We start from the raw sequence: 14358 nt of genomic DNA on the forward strand, positions 1-14358 counted from the left end.
CCCTGGCAGGCGGTAACGGTTCGCACGCGGGGACCGCAGACGCCGGTGTTCACGCCGCCATCTTCCAGCTCTGCTTTGACCGTATCCACATCATCCAGCTTAATAAAAGGAATCTCTATGCCTTGACGGGAAGTAAGATGGACATGCCCATCGCCGTATTTCTCGCTGATTGCGGCTATCACGGCCAGCTGAGCAGCTGTCAGATTGCCGCCCACTACCTTTAGCCGCAAGGAAAAATGGTTTTTCTGCACTTGCCGCATAAATCCGCCGTTTTTCAATTCTTTATAGTTAACCGCCATAATAATCCCCGCTTTCATTTATTTTTGAAATTGCCTGTGCAAAATCTTCTTTTAAATCTTCAATATCTTCCAGACCAACGCTGACACGGATCAGGTCGTCATATACGCCCGCGTTTTGTTTTGTCTCTTCACTTGCATGGTTGTAAATGGTGGAGGCGGGATGGATTACAAGTGTGCGTACATCCCCGATGTTGGTTGCGATACGAACATATTTCAGCGCATTAATCATGATAAACGCGTTTTCTTTCGACCCTGTGCGGAGCGTCAGAATCCCGCCGCCTGCGCCGTTTTCCATCTGGCTGTGGATGAGCGGCTTATAAATGCTGCCCTTTAAGCCGGGATAATTAACATGAACGCCAGGCAGATCTTCCAGAAATTCAGAAAGTTCCAGCGCGTTTTGGCAAAGCCTCTCCATACGCAGACCCAGTGTTTCCAGCCCTAAACAGTTTAAATATGCGTTTTGCGGAGCGAGACAGGAGCCGAAGTTACGCCAGATATCCTGTCTCAGCCGGGCTGTATATGCAAACCTGGCAAACTTCTTGTATTTTGCAAGCATCGGGAATTTATCGAAATCCCAGGTAAATCTTCCTCCATCTACAATAACGCCGGAAATGGCGTCACCGCTGCCGTTGATGTATTTGGAAGAAGAGTGCACCACAATCTGCGCGCCGTAATCAAGCGGCCGGATCAGCGCAGGGGTGGCGGTAGTGCTGTCAATGATCAGTGGTATTCCGTGCCGTTCGGTAATATGGGCAACTGCCCGGATATCTACCACATCCAGTTTTGGATTACCGATCAGTTCGGCAAAGACTGCACGGGTACGGGGGGTAATGGCACGTTCAATTTCCTCTGCAGTCACATTCCCGACAAAACGTGTGGTGATTCCGAAAGCCTCTAAGTCATTGAGAAGTTCCAGCGTTCCGCCAAACAGACCGCTTCCGGCTAGAATTTCGTCACCTGCTTTTAGAATATTCAAAAGCGCCATGCTGACCGCCGCCATACCGGAGGAACAGGAGACCGCATCCAGGCCGCCTTCCAGAACTGCAATTCTCTTTTCAAAAGCCGAAATTGTCGGGTTGGATATACGCGTATAGGCAAACCCAGAGGCTGTATTCGCAAAAACCTTTTCCAGTTTTTCGGCCGATTCCTGGGCAAAGGCCGACACCTGATACACAGGGGGAAGTGTTGCCCCCTGCAGATCAGGAGGAAATTCTCCGTGTAAAAGCCTGGTATTAAATTTCATAAGCATCCTCCCAAATCAGCACACGGCGGTATTTTCCAAAATCACGGGGCAGTTCTCCCTCTGTCTGAATGCCGTTGGTATCAATCAGCGGCGTCTTTTCATCACGAGCACCGAATCCCACAAAAACTCCCTGACGAATGTGTGCAAACTCCAGGTCATAGGGCAGATCAAAATCAAGCGGATAATTAAACCGATCGGATTTCAAAGGAAGAGCATCTCCCACTTTATATACTGCCGGATCAGGGCTGTGGCGCAGCACAGCATGAATGCCCGGATGGTAATAAAAGTAATCAAACAGCCGGATGGCCAGCTTTTTTTCTCCATCGTGCAGGAGGACATCCTCTTGTTTTTGTTCGTCTGTCTCTTCAATGACGCCGCAGGCGGTCGTAGCGTGTCTCACTCTGTCTATTAATATCAACTCGCCCAGGCTTTTATGCCGTTTGAATTTATCCAATACAACAGTCTCTGACAATGAGAGTTCGCAGCGCAGTATTTCGTTCTTGCCCGCTGATTCGGCGGGCAGCAAAGCGCCGTTGTTTATATCCACTTTATGCTGGATCCCCGTCACAACGGCCGGGCTTAGCTTTGTACCCAGTTTGAGTAAGTATTCCTTCCCGGGAATCAGCTTTTCTTCATCCATCCATAGAAGCGTGGCAACAAAGGTCCTTTCCAGCTTAAGACCCGCGCCTTTAACCAGTACACAGCCGCGGGAGACATCCACTTCCCGGTCAAGCTGAATGGTTACCGGCTGCCCCACAGACGACGAGGCCGCATTTTTCCCGGCAATGGAAATGGATTTTACAAGAGCATGTTCTCCACTTGGCAAGGCAGTCAGCTGATCGCCAACGGATACCCGGCCTGCCTCCACCTGCCCCTGAAACCCTCGAAAGCTATGGTCGGGACGGCAAACCCGCTGAACTGGCATATAAAAGCCTTCTTCCGGCTGTTCATCGGAAATATCCACTGTTTCCAGATGGGAGAGCAGTGTTTTGCCTTGATACCACGGCATGTTTTCCGAATGTCTGGTGACATTGTCTCCTTCTGTTGCTGAAACTGGGATGATGACCACATGTTCCAGCGACAATTCCTCGCACAGAGTCACGATATCTTCGGATATCTCGTTGAATTTTTTCCTGCTATAGGAAATTAAATCCATTTTGTTGACGGCAAAAACGAAAAAGCGTATCCCCATCAAAGAACAGATCCTGGTATGCCGGCGGGTTTGCGCCAGCACGCCCTGGGATGCGTCTACCAGAATGACCGAGAGCTCTGCAAAAGAGGCGCCCACTGCCATATTCCTGGTATACTCTTCGTGGCCCGGCGTGTCGGCTACGATAAAGCTGCGGGCATTGGTTGTAAAGTAACGGTAAGCAACATCAATCGTGATTCCCTGCTCACGTTCCGCCATCAGACCATCTAACAGCAGAGAATAGTCGATTGCGCCGCCCCTGCTTCCCACCTGGCTATCCAGAATCAGCGCCTGCTCCTGATCCGCATAAAGCAGCTTTGAGTCGTATAGGATATGCCCGATCAAGGTAGATTTACCGTCGTCCACACTGCCGCAGGTAATAAATTTCAAAAGCCCGTTTTCTGTACTGCCCATTAAAAATATCCCTCCCGTTTCCGGCGCTCCATGCTGCCCGCCGCCTCCTTATCAATGACCCGGCTGGTGCGTTCACTTGTGGCCGAGGCCAGAGTCTCCTTAATTACTGCATCAAGTGTATCGGCTTCGGATTCCACTCCGCCGGTGAGCGGGTAGCAGCCGAGTGTGCGAAAGCGGACTTTTTTGAGCTGCGGAACTTCCCCTGGACTTAAACGCATCCGGTCATCGTCTACCATGATAATGTTTCCATCCCGATAAACAACAGGACGTTCCTTTGCAAAATACAATGGCACAATGTCGATATTTTCCCGCCGGATATATTGCCAGATATCCTTCTCTGTCCAATTGGAAATGGGGAAGACACGCATGCTTTCACCTTTACCGATCTGCGTATTGTATAATTTCCACATCTCGGGGCGCTGATTTTTGGGATCCCATGCGTGGTATTCGTTCCGGAAAGAGAAGATCCGCTCCTTTGCCCGGGATTTTTCCTCGTCCCGCCGCCCGCCGCCAAAGGCAGCCGTGAACTGATATTTGGTAAGCGCGTCTTTGAGCGCCTGTGTCTTCATAATATCGGTGTATGCGGCGCCGTGGTCAAAGGGATTAATTCCCTGCGCGATCGCCTCTTCGTTTCGGTAGACCAGCATGTTGATGCCCAGCTCCTTTGCGCGCCGGTCACGAAATGTGATCATTTCACGAAATTTCCAGCTGGTGTCGATATGCAGGAATGGGAAAGGCGGCTTTTCCGGGTAGAAAGCCTTCAGGGCCAGATGAAGCATCACCGACGAATCCTTTCCGATAGAGTAAAGCATCACCGGACGTTCGCACTCAGCGGCTACCTCACGAAAAATATAGATCGCCTCAGCTTCCAATTGATCTAAATGTGTCAGAGACATGGGGATCTCTCCTCTCTTGATATAATCAGTTTTCTTACGGATAAATTGTCCGCTTACCTGTGTCACAAAAAAACAGGTAAAAGCGTTTAGTATTTGTTGGCGCTGCGGCTGTCTACCGTCAGCGTTTTTGTGCTGCCATCCGGTTTTGTGAGTGTCCAGTGCATCTGGGTACCGGTTCGCTGGATGGTAAACCGGCCGCCCAGCCCGCCCATATCTTCGCCCAGATAGAGCGCAATGGCCTGTACCGGACATTCCTTGAGACAGGAAGCGCAGCCCCAGCAACGCTCCGGCCGTAAAATTTCCGCCTTTCCCCGTTGCAGGTGAATCAGGCTGCCGGGACAGACGCTGCGGCACCGGCCGCATCCAATACATTGCTCTGACCTTATTTCAATGCTCATATGCTTCTCCCTCCCCAACAAGCGGCCGGAAGAGAATCTTTAAATTGCCGTTCTCAAGCCTGGAATTGACATAGCATTCCATTTCGGAACTGATGTCCGGGTAATCGGTGTTTTCTGCAAAGCTGTGCCAGCGGGTCTCCCGGCGGGCTGCTAAATGGGCGATCACTGACCGGCAGAGGATTAATCGTTCGCGCAGCTCCAGAATGTATACAAGTTCTTGCATATCCGACGCTGCCAGAGCGTTTGCCTGCCTTTGGATCTCCTGAACCTTTTCATCGGCAATGCGGAGAGAGTCTTCCGAAAACCGGTAGTCGGAGCCAATCCCTCCAGCGTATTGATCCATGACGGACTGCATTTTTTCTTCCAACTCGTCTGTGGTAACACTGGTTTTCTTCTTGTTTAGAAATTGCTCCAGCCAGAGCCTTTTTTCGCGGACCTGCCCGGCGTCCGGCAGTGTCCCCTCTCTGCTTATGTAAGAAATCGCTGCATTTGCTGCGATTTCCCCTTCTGCAAATGCACCGGTTACATACTTCTGCGGACACCCTCCGGCCACATCTCCGGCAGCAAACAGCCCCTTTATGGTAGTTTCGCGATTGGTATCCACCCAATAGCCGCTGGCTGTGTGTCCTCCGACGATATAGGGTTCGGTTCCTTCAATTTCTACATTCTTAATGCGGGGTGTTTCACCGCTTTCCAGCCATCTTAGAGTTTGGCTTGGCGCCATGTTGAGATACGCTTTCTGTAAATCCTCATCCTGTTCTGCTGTGATCCCCATGGTATGCAGGGTGCATGGACCGCGGCCTTCCCGGTTTTCTGTCACCGTTCCATGCAGGCGCTGAGAGGTGGTCAATCCATATTTCTGTTCATAAATCTCTCCCTGTGAATTGATCTGCTTTGCACCAACACCTTGAGCCAGTGTTCCTGTAGGTGCAATCGTATCTTTGCAGCGCAGGGCGATAAAGCGCATTTCTAAAGTGGTCATCTCAGCACCTGATAAAATCCCCATGGCATACCCGGCGCCGGTATTGAAGGGCGGATACCACATTTTGTGCCGGGAGAATCCGGGGTGGTTGGGGCGGTATAAGCCTGCCGCGCCGCCGGTGGCGCAGAGTACTGCTTTGGCCGTAAGGACGTACAGTACCGGCTCATCTATGCTGACAGCATAGGCGCCCTGAATGCGATTATCCTTCACAAGATACTCAAACACGTTAACCCGGTTCATCACTGTAATTCCCGGTTTCTTTGATACGGCATCAGCTAAAATCGGTTTTATGTTTTCTCCGTTTATTTTAATATTTCGATTGCCCCGTATGGCATACCCGCCTTGCTCATCCTTGAGTATCGTAAGCCCCAATCCTTCCAGTTTTTGCGCTGTCCGGTTCAGTCTCTCAGCCATTGTCAGAAGTAAGTCACCGCGCACAATCCCTTGTGCGTCGTTACGGGCGTAATCCACATAATCCTGAGGCGTTTTTCCCGGTACGATATATGCGTTGATTGCGTTGACTCCTGCGGCCAGACAGCCGCTGCGCCGTATATCCGCTTTATCGGTAATCAGTATGCGGCCGCAGCTTTGTTCACTGAATGTCAAGGCAGCATAACACCCTGCCGTGCCGCCGCCAATGATCAAAAAATCTGTTTCTAAATATTCCGTATGAAGAATCTTATTTACCTGTTTCACGAAATCACCTACTTTATCTATGGGAAATATATGATATGAATCATTTTACCTGCTCTAAAGATGAAAATCCAGAGCAAATTACGCAATCGTTACACAAGAAAATCAGTAAAATCATGGCATAAGCTAACGCAAACGTTACACAAAATTTATCTTGATTTTTAATATTGAATTGTATATCATACTAAACATATAGATATAATATGTTAAAGAAGGGGGGGAACAGCATGACATTAAAAGAAGTTGCAGCGCTCGCCGGGGTTTCTGTGTCCACCGTTTCCAGAATTATCAATTCAGCGGACGGGAGTTTCGCCCGCAAGGAGACCCAAGACCGGGTATGGGCTGTCATAAAGGAAACAGGTTATATGCCGAACCAGAGTGCGAGGAATTTGAAAAGGGGGAAAACCGGGGTACAGCAAATACCGGCCGGAACGTTTGCCTGCATTTTAGGGAGAGCGAAGACTTTGGATGATAACCCCTTTTTTGCTCAGCTTGCGCAAGTCATTGAACAGCAGGCGATGGAACGAAATTATCCGGTACGGCTCTCTTATTCAGTTCTTGATATCAAAATGATCCCTACCCTTGAAAAAATTGAATCGGCGAATGTGGATGGCGCTATTGTGTTGGGACGGTTCAGTGAGGCAGCAACAGCATTCCTGGAGTGTCATTACAAAAATATAGTTTATGTAGGACGGAATTTAATTCATGCGGAATGGGATCAGGTGATCTGCGATGGCTATGAGGCGACACAAATGGCCATAGAACACCTTGTGTCCTATGGCCACCGGAGGATTGGCTATATCGGTGAAACAGGCGATGAAATACGGTACCAGGCGTATCGTGATATGATTTGTAAATGCGGACTGGAAGACAATCGACGTCTGGTTTGTAATGTCCCCCACACGGGTGAGGGGGGATACCGGGGGGCGGATCTGCTTTTGCGCGGGGGAGCTGGGTTGCCCACCGCAGTCTTTTGCGCAGCCGATGTGTCAGCCATTGCTGCCTTGCGCCGTTTCAGAGAGGCGAGAATCAAGGTCCCGGAGCAGCTTTCCATAATCAGTATGGACAATATTGAATTATCCAGCTATGTTACTCCCATGTTGACAACAGTAGGAATGCCAATTGCTGAAATTGGAAGCATGGCGGTGCAGCTTCTGATCAGCCGCATTCACAAACAACATCGGCTTCCACTGAAACTATACCTGCCCAATAAGTTGATGCGGCGGGAAAGCGTATTCAATATAAATGAAGGAATGTATATATGAAAAGTAAATTACGATCGGCTGTCCTGCTTGTCGGTTTCGGTGATTCGGTGGTATTAGAGGACGAGGTGAGATTTCTGTTTCCCGGCTGCCGGGTCTTTTCTGCACGGACCGTACAGGCAGGGTTAAAACAGCTGGAGTCAGACAATATTTTTGTTCAGCCGGTACATTTATTGCCGGGTTTTGAATATGAAAAGCTGCTTGCTGAAATTTCCTGTTACTCGAAAAATATTGAGTTCGGTAAGCCTCTTCTGTATTCCGAGGAGGCAATTACATGTTTTGCAGAGATTCTCCATAATGAATACGGGGGTAAGCCAACACTGTTTGTTGGGCATGGTTCCAGTCATCCTGCCGGCAAAGCTGTGTATACGAGTCTCTCGGAAGCATTGAAAAAGGTGGGATTTTTACAGGCATCGGTTGCCGTTTTAGAGGGCCAGCCCAATTTGGACGTATCGGTGCGGTTCTTCCGGCAAAACGCGTACTCCAATATCACGCTTGTCCCTCTGACTTTAACGGCCGGTAAGCATATGCGGGAGGATATTCTGGGGAACCAAGAGGCGAGTATGGAAAGACGGCTTATATCAGATGGTTTTATGGTAAAGCCTGTCCATCACTGTTTGCTTACGCTTTCCGATATCCGGCAGATGTTCCTGCAAAATATTGCCGAATGATTTGATCAGGGAGAGAATTGATGAATATAATGTCAAGGATAAGGGATGGTTCTTTTCAAAGCGGACAGTAGCTGCCTTATGTTTATTGGTGCCTTTAAAACCACAGTAAAAGAGAACACCCTTGTGGTGCATTACTTCCATATTAACTGAAACATTTGTTGAATACATACTAAACATATCTATAATATTGACATTACAGGTCGAACGGAATATCATAGATATCATATCAATTTACTATATTGTACTGGGAGGTTATAAAGATGTCTAAAATTGCAAACAGTTTAACAGAGTTAATCGGGAAAACTCCACTATTAAAGATGAACCGATATGTGCAGCAAAAGGAGCTTTCCGCTGTGCTGCTCGGCAAGCTCGAATATTATAACCCGGCGGGGAGTGTAAAAGACCGTATTGCCTGGGCAATGATTCGCGATGCAGAGGAGAGCGGCAAGTTAAAGCCCGGCTCTGTTATCATTGAGCCAACCAGCGGCAATACCGGCATTGGACTGGCGGCTGTTGCGGCAGCCAGCGGGTACCGTATTATACTGACGATGCCAGAGATTATGAGTGTAGAGCGCCGTAAGCTGCTCGCCGCATATGGCGCTGAGGTAGTGCTGACCGAGGGTGCGAAGGGCATGAGGGGAGCAATCGTTAAGGCGCAGGAATTAGCGGAAAAGACACCAAATTCCTTTATTCCCGGGCAGTTTGTCAACCCTGCAAATCCACAGGTGCATCGGGAAACGACTGGACCGGAAATATGGGAAGATACTGATGGTAAGGTTGATATTGTTGTGGCCGGTATCGGCACTGGCGGTACCATCACCGGAGTGGGTGAATATCTGAAGAAGAAGAATTCTGCCTTGCAGGTGATTGCGGTAGAGCCGGCAGATTCCCCCGTTCTTTCCGAAGGCCGCCCCGGCCCACACAAAATTCAGGGCATTGGCGCAGGCTTTGTACCAGAGACACTGGATACTTCCGTTTATGATGAAGTAATTACGGTGAAAAACGAAGACGCTTTTCAAGCGGGACGGGAAATTGCTCATACCGAGGGACTTCTGGTCGGCATCTCCTCCGGCGCCGCATTATGGGCGGCAACAGAAGTTGCCAGACGTCCGGAAAACGCAGATAAGGTTATTGTAGTCATTCTCCCGGATAATGGTGAGCGATATCTTTCCACAGCTCTCTTTGAAAATTGAAAATTGTTTTAAAAAGGAACCGTCAATTATGATGGTTCTTTTTTATATTTGTGAATCGAAAACCACTGGCACATGTACAGATGGTTAGACTTGAAGCAATAAAAGCAAACGTTTGCTTAATTTCCCGTTGCAGAAATTGAATCTGATTCGTATAATACATAGTAAACATATTAGTTTTGTATGTAATTGGAACGGGGGTGAAACTAATGCGTAAAAAACCTGCTCTGCGTATGATTGTATATTGCCGATGTTATGAATTTAGTCAGTTTGCCGCTGGAAAAACCTGTGGCATGAAAGATGGAATGTGATTTCAGATTTAAAAAAACAAGATGCGGCATAAAAATATCGTGGTGAAATGAGGTATATCAATTATGAAATGTAACAATATATTTTCCAAGAGAGTCTTAGGGCCGACCATCCTATTAGTTTCTGTCCTTGGCGTTTTGACCGGATGCTCTGGTAAGGCTGTCTCTTCTAACGCTGATAGTGCAGCCCCTGAAACGATATCTATTACAAATGTCTCCTACGACCCTACCCGCGAGTTATATGAACAATATAATAAGCTCTTCCAAACCTATTGGGAGCAGAAAGCAGGGCAAACAGTGGAAATCACTCAGTCACACGGAGGATCAGGAAAGCAGGCACGATCAGTGTTGGAGGGCAACGAGGCCGACGTGGTAACACTGGCCCTGGAGGGCGATGTGGATGAACTGCGTACCGCTGGACTGATTGAAGACGGCTGGGTAAAAGAATTTCCAAAGGACAGCGCCCCCTATACGTCCACAATTGTTTTCCTGGTGAGAGAAGGGAATCCGAAAAACATTCAGGATTGGGATGACCTTGTCGGGACTGGTGTTGAAGTCATCACCCCGGATCCTAAAAGCTCCGGCGGTGCCCGGTGGAACTTTTTGGCTGCCTGGGCCTTCTCCGATAAAGCATATGGCGGGGACGAAACAAAAAACATGGAGTTTTTACAGGCGCTTTACGCCAATGTATCGGTACTGGATTCCGGCGCTCGCGGAGCAACCACTACATTTGTAGAGAACAAAAAAGGAGATGTGCTGTTAGCATGGGAAAACGAGGCATTTCTTTCCGTGGAAGAGCATCCCGGTGAATTTGAGATTATAACTCCCAGCTTAAGCATTCTGGCGCAGCCGTCAGTTGCGGTGGTAGACGTCAATGCCCAAAAACATGGAACGGCGGAGATTGCAAAAGCTTATCTTGATTATCTCTATTCAGACGACGCACAGCGGTTGGAAGGAGAAAATTATTATCGTCCTTCGAATCCTGACATCCTTAAAGAATTTGGCGATACCTTTGATCTCAATATCCAGCTGGTCAATATCAATGATGACTTTGGAGGGTGGGCTTCTGCCAGAGAGAAATTTTTTGCCGACGGAGCAATTTTTGATCAGATTTATCAGAAGTAACACGGTTGTAATCGCCGGGTGCAGGGGGAATTATGGGTAATTTTGAAAAAACTTTTTTAAAACGGAAAAGCAGAGTGATACCAGGATTTGGCCTTTCCATCGGTATCACGATCACGATGCTCAGTCTGGTTGTGCTAATCCCTTTGTTTTCTGTATTCTTGCTTCTTTCCGATTCTACGTTCAGCGACTTTTTGAAAGTGATTACTGATAAACAAACCGTAGCGGCCTACATGGTCAGCTTAAGCTGCTCTGCAATTGCCGCTGTCGTTAATGTAGTGTTCGGCATTTTGCTGGCCTGGATTTTAACTCGTTATCAATTTCCTATGCGGCGGGTATTGGATGGCTTGATTGAACTGCCTTTCGCCCTGCCCACCGCTGTGGCAGGAATTGCGCTGACCACGTTATATTCTGAACAGGGCTGGATCGGCAAATTGTTTGCAAAAATTGGAGTGGAGATTTCCTATTCGAAAATTGGAATTGTGATTGCCATGATTTTTATCGGAATTCCATTTGTGGTACGCTCCATTCAGCCGGTTCTGGAAAAGCTGGACCCACAGTATGAGGAAGCGGCACAGGCTTTAGGAGCCAGCCGCTCCTATACGTTCTTTAAAGTAGTGCTTCCTGAAATTCTGCCGGCTGCCCTGACAGGTTTTGGCCTTGCGTTTGCCAGATCCATCGGTGAATACGGCAGCGTGGTGTTTATCGCAGGAAATATCCCCTACGAAACACAGATCGTACCGCTCATCATCATGAATAAGCTGGAACAGTTCAACTATCCGGCTGCAACATCAATTGCTTTCGTAATGGTGGTATTTGCGTTTCTGCTCCTGTTCGGTATCAACTTGATTCAGGCGCGTATTCAAAAAATTGCAAGGGGGTAAGAGCGAATGAAAGAGAAAATCATAAAATGGCTTTTGATTTTACTTGGAGTGGCGTTTCTGGGCATCATGCTTGTATTGCCTCTTGCCACCGTTTTGGTATATGCATTGCGTCAAGGCTTTGAGGTTTTCTTCCAGGCCGTCACAGATGACTATACAGTGAAAGCACTAAAGCTGACGCTGTTTACTACTGTCATTTCTGTCGCTGTGAATACACTATTTGGTGTCTTTGCTGCCTGGGCTATTTCTAAATTCCAATTCCGGGGAAAGCAGGCGTTGACTACGCTAATCGATATTCCATTCTCTATCTCCCCCATCATCGCGGGGTTGGTGTTTATACTGGTATTCGGGCGAATTGGTTGGGCATACCCTCTGCTGGAGGCATGGAATATCAAAATTGTATTTGCCGTACCAGGAATTGTATTAGCAACGATTTTTGTTACCTTCCCTTTTGTTTCCCGTGAGCTGATTCCCTTGATGCAGGCGCAGGGCAGCGATGAGGAAGAAGCCGCTGCCCTGATGGGTGCGAAGGGACTGCGGATTTTTCGCAAGGTTACCTTTCCGCATATCAAGTGGGGACTCTTGTACGGCATAATTCTCTGCACAGCACGCGCTCTGGGCGAGTTTGGGGCGGTGTCGGTGGTATCCGGTCACCTGAGAGGTAAGACGAACACCTTGCCACTGCATGTGGAAATTCTGTTCAATGAATTTAAACTGACTGCGGCGTTTGCCGTTTCCTCCATTTTGGTGTTGATTGCGGTATTGATCCTGATCCTGCGCAACATTGTGGAGTACCGTGTCAAACGGGAAGAGAGGTAGAGCCTATGTATGTACAGCTAAAAAATATCAATAAAAAGTTCGGTTCTTATCAGGCAGCGGAAGACATCAGTTTTTCCATTGAAAAAGGAAAGCTGATTGGGCTGCTGGGTCCCTCAGGGAGCGGGAAAACTACTATTTTACGTATGATTGCGGGACTGGAAGCACCGGATAGCGGTGATATTTTTATCGATGGTCAGTGTGTAAACGATCTTCCTGCCAGCAAACGCGGTATCGGCTTTGTATTTCAAAATTACGCCCTTTTTCGTTATATGTCTGTTTTTGATAATATTGCATTCGGCCTGGAGGTACAGAAAAAAGATAAGGCGTATACCAAACAGCGAGTAAACGAACTCATCGAGCTTATCGGGTTAAAAGGGTTGGAAAACCGTCATCCTCATCAACTTTCCGGAGGGCAGAAGCAGCGTGTGGCTTTTGCCAGGGCGCTTGCACCGAACCCTCATCTGCTGCTGCTTGACGAACCCTTTGCCGCTATTGATGCGAAGGTTCGCAAAGAATTGCGCACATGGCTGAGAGAGACTATAAATAAGGTTGGAATCACCAGTATCTTTGTTACTCACGATCAGGAGGAAGCAGTCGAGGTAGCGGATGAAATCATCATCACGAATACAGGCCATATTGAACAAATCGGGTCACCGGTGGAGATTTATAAAAATCCGGCTACACCTTTTGCTGCGAGATTTATTGGTGAATCCATTGTTGTAGAGGATTACAGCCGGCTCAGTGGTTTTGAATTTGAAGAAGGCTATGAAAAAGCCGTTTTTCGTCCTGAATTTATAAGGGTAACAAGACTGGAAAAAGAGGTTTATCCACACGCTTCTCAACGTGCAATCGTGGAAGACAGCTTTTTTCGCGGCAATATGTTAGAGTTGAGATTAAATGTCGGCGGGATTAAGCTGGTTGCATACCGTTCCTTGGAAGATGAATTTCTCGCTGTCGGGGAAGAAGTCAGTGTACTGATTTACCGACTATATCTTTACAATGACACACAGGTGCGCCTGGCGGAAAACAGATCTTTTCAGCCCAGCGATATATTTACCATCTGACAGTTCCGTATATAAAATACTATTTATTTATGAATTCTGTTCTTGTCATGGTATGCGTCGGTGATATGTATCTTTTCTGTTATTAGCTCATTATGGAGGCGATAAGATGAACCTTCTTTTAAAGTCGGGCACCCTGTACCGGACAGACAATAAGGCTGCCGGTCCGGCATTGGCCAACATTCACAACCGTTTGTTCGGTTTAGAAAAGCAAATCATTGCAGGAGAAAAGCAATTCCTCACCCAAATCCAGACGAAGGCTCTCACAGAAGAGCAAATTCCTGGTGCCGGCTCCAGGCAATACCTGCTGAAAAATTCTGACGGCGAGATTCTGTTATCCGGCGTTCCAAGATATGCGGACGAAAACGATCCCTCCATTGTGGGGCAGGGGCAGTTCATCTACAGGATGCCACGGGTAAGTTCCGTTGAACTCATGTTTCAGGATCGTAGCGGACTTCTCCGAATGATCAACAGTCAAAGTTACCGCTTGACCGACCCCTCTGGTAAAGTGATTCTCACACTCATACACAGGGGAATCTTTTCTGGTGGCTGGAATCTTGAAGCAGCGGAGGAGTTTTGTCCCGAGTTTCTGTGCGGCATCTTTATATTTTGCCGGTATATGGAGCAGGAAAACGAATTACTTATTGTATAACGGTACAGATAGTAGTGCCTGCAGAATGGCGATTGCCGAACACGAACAAATAACCTTAGCATGGCGCGGAGGGAGTTTGAGGGGCAATCGTTATGAGAATACCAAACTTAAAAGTCATTTGAAAAGAACTTTCCGTTCATTATAACTCTTTATATCGTTGGATAAGTGAATATGAAGAATACTGATAAAGCGCGTTTCCAGGAAATGGGAACGCGCTTTATTCGTAGTGTGCCCAGCGGGCGCACGTTCTAATGGGTGAAAGTCCCTAGTCCACCCTG

Annotated in this window: 13 protein-coding genes and 1 pseudogene; 8 read left to right on the forward strand and 6 right to left on the reverse strand. The window is 47.9% G+C overall.

Annotated features, from left to right (window positions below; translation table 11 throughout):
- From RT269_RS21405 to RT269_RS21430, 6 genes and pseudogenes are all read right to left on the reverse strand, one after another.
- Window positions 1–299, reverse strand: a pseudogene (locus RT269_RS21405) (coenzyme F420 hydrogenase); the annotation flags it as partial.
- The gene (locus RT269_RS21410; RefSeq protein WP_313185686.1) at window positions 289–1542 is read right to left on the reverse strand and encodes an O-acetylhomoserine aminocarboxypropyltransferase/cysteine synthase family protein; all 1254 of its coding nucleotides are present in this window, start codon (window positions 1540–1542) and stop codon (window positions 289–291) included. The pseudogene RT269_RS21405 and the gene RT269_RS21410, both read right to left, overlap by 11 nt.
- Complete coding sequence (locus RT269_RS21415) at window positions 1532–3145, reverse strand: sulfate adenylyltransferase subunit 1 (RefSeq protein WP_313185664.1); 1614 nt, start codon at window positions 3143–3145, stop codon at window positions 1532–1534. The genes RT269_RS21410 and RT269_RS21415 overlap by 11 nt, the downstream gene beginning before the upstream one ends.
- Complete coding sequence (cysD, locus tag RT269_RS21420) at window positions 3145–4041, reverse strand: sulfate adenylyltransferase subunit CysD (RefSeq protein ID WP_313185687.1); 897 nt, start codon at window positions 4039–4041, stop codon at window positions 3145–3147. The genes RT269_RS21415 and cysD overlap by 1 nt, the downstream gene beginning before the upstream one ends.
- A gap of 86 nt (window positions 4042–4127) precedes the next feature.
- On the reverse strand, window positions 4128–4439 hold the full coding sequence (locus RT269_RS21425; RefSeq protein WP_313185666.1) for a 4Fe-4S dicluster domain-containing protein: 312 nt from the start codon (window positions 4437–4439) through the stop codon (window positions 4128–4130).
- Entirely contained in the window at window positions 4429–6117 is a 1689-nt protein-coding gene (locus RT269_RS21430; protein ID WP_313185668.1) for an adenylyl-sulfate reductase subunit alpha, read from the reverse strand. Before RT269_RS21430 ends, RT269_RS21425 begins: the two co-directional genes overlap by 11 nt.
- A gap of 224 nt (window positions 6118–6341) precedes the next feature.
- On the opposite strand from RT269_RS21430, the gene RT269_RS21435 reads away from it, so the two are divergent.
- From RT269_RS21435 to RT269_RS21470, 8 genes are all read left to right on the forward strand, one after another.
- Window positions 6342–7379, forward strand: a complete 1038-nt coding sequence (locus tag RT269_RS21435; protein ID WP_313185670.1) for a LacI family DNA-binding transcriptional regulator — start codon at window positions 6342–6344, stop codon at window positions 7377–7379.
- Complete coding sequence (locus RT269_RS21440) at window positions 7376–8047, forward strand: sirohydrochlorin cobaltochelatase (RefSeq protein ID WP_313185672.1); 672 nt, start codon at window positions 7376–7378, stop codon at window positions 8045–8047. The genes RT269_RS21435 and RT269_RS21440 overlap by 4 nt, the downstream gene beginning before the upstream one ends.
- A gap of 260 nt (window positions 8048–8307) precedes the next feature.
- A complete protein-coding gene (cysK, locus tag RT269_RS21445) occupies window positions 8308–9240 on the forward strand; it encodes a cysteine synthase A (RefSeq protein WP_313185674.1) in 933 nt (310 codons plus the stop codon).
- 371 nt (window positions 9241–9611) lie between these two features.
- Window positions 9612–10670, forward strand: a complete 1059-nt coding sequence (locus RT269_RS21450; RefSeq protein WP_313185676.1) for a sulfate ABC transporter substrate-binding protein — start codon at window positions 9612–9614, stop codon at window positions 10668–10670.
- Window positions 10671–10702: 32 nt separating this feature from the next.
- Window positions 10703–11551: a sulfate ABC transporter permease subunit CysT gene (gene cysT / locus RT269_RS21455; RefSeq protein WP_313185678.1), complete on the forward strand. Its 849-nt coding sequence runs from the start codon at window positions 10703–10705 to the stop codon at window positions 11549–11551.
- 6 nt (window positions 11552–11557) lie between these two features.
- A complete protein-coding gene (gene cysW / locus RT269_RS21460; RefSeq protein ID WP_313185680.1) occupies window positions 11558–12367 on the forward strand; it encodes a sulfate ABC transporter permease subunit CysW in 810 nt (269 codons plus the stop codon).
- Between the two features lie 5 nt (window positions 12368–12372).
- Window positions 12373–13431: an ABC transporter ATP-binding protein gene (locus tag RT269_RS21465; RefSeq protein WP_313185682.1), complete on the forward strand. Its 1059-nt coding sequence runs from the start codon at window positions 12373–12375 to the stop codon at window positions 13429–13431.
- Window positions 13432–13537: 106 nt separating this feature from the next.
- Window positions 13538–14080: a hypothetical protein gene (locus RT269_RS21470; protein ID WP_313185684.1), complete on the forward strand. Its 543-nt coding sequence runs from the start codon at window positions 13538–13540 to the stop codon at window positions 14078–14080.
- The last annotated feature ends 278 nt before the right edge of the window (window positions 14081–14358 follow it).

It is taken from the genome of Lacrimispora sp. (assembly GCF_032078915.1).
Classification (GTDB): domain Bacteria; phylum Bacillota; class Clostridia; order Lachnospirales; family Lachnospiraceae; genus Lacrimispora.

Bases quoted from the DNA above. Each gene is read 5' to 3' on its own strand.
- RT269_RS21410 (WP_313185686.1), bottom strand. From the start codon at position 1,542: ATGAAATTTAATACCAGGCTTTTACACGGAGAATTTCCTCCTGATCTG.
- RT269_RS21470 (WP_313185684.1), top strand. From the start codon at position 13,538: ATGAACCTTCTTTTAAAGTCGGGCACCCTGTACCGGACAGACAATAAG.
- RT269_RS21415 (WP_313185664.1), bottom strand. From the start codon at position 3,145: ATGGGCAGTACAGAAAACGGGCTTTTGAAATTTATTACCTGCGGCAGT.
- RT269_RS21440 (WP_313185672.1), top strand. From the start codon at position 7,376: ATGAAAAGTAAATTACGATCGGCTGTCCTGCTTGTCGGTTTCGGTGAT.
- RT269_RS21465 (WP_313185682.1), top strand. From the start codon at position 12,373: ATGTATGTACAGCTAAAAAATATCAATAAAAAGTTCGGTTCTTATCAG.
- cysW (WP_313185680.1), top strand. From the start codon at position 11,558: ATGAAAGAGAAAATCATAAAATGGCTTTTGATTTTACTTGGAGTGGCG.
- RT269_RS21450 (WP_313185676.1), top strand. From the start codon at position 9,612: ATGAAATGTAACAATATATTTTCCAAGAGAGTCTTAGGGCCGACCATC.
- cysT (WP_313185678.1), top strand. From the start codon at position 10,703: ATGGGTAATTTTGAAAAAACTTTTTTAAAACGGAAAAGCAGAGTGATA.
- RT269_RS21425 (WP_313185666.1), bottom strand. From the start codon at position 4,439: ATGAGCATTGAAATAAGGTCAGAGCAATGTATTGGATGCGGCCGGTGC.
- RT269_RS21435 (WP_313185670.1), top strand. From the start codon at position 6,342: ATGACATTAAAAGAAGTTGCAGCGCTCGCCGGGGTTTCTGTGTCCACC.
- cysK (WP_313185674.1), top strand. From the start codon at position 8,308: ATGTCTAAAATTGCAAACAGTTTAACAGAGTTAATCGGGAAAACTCCA.
- cysD (WP_313185687.1), bottom strand. From the start codon at position 4,041: ATGTCTCTGACACATTTAGATCAATTGGAAGCTGAGGCGATCTATATT.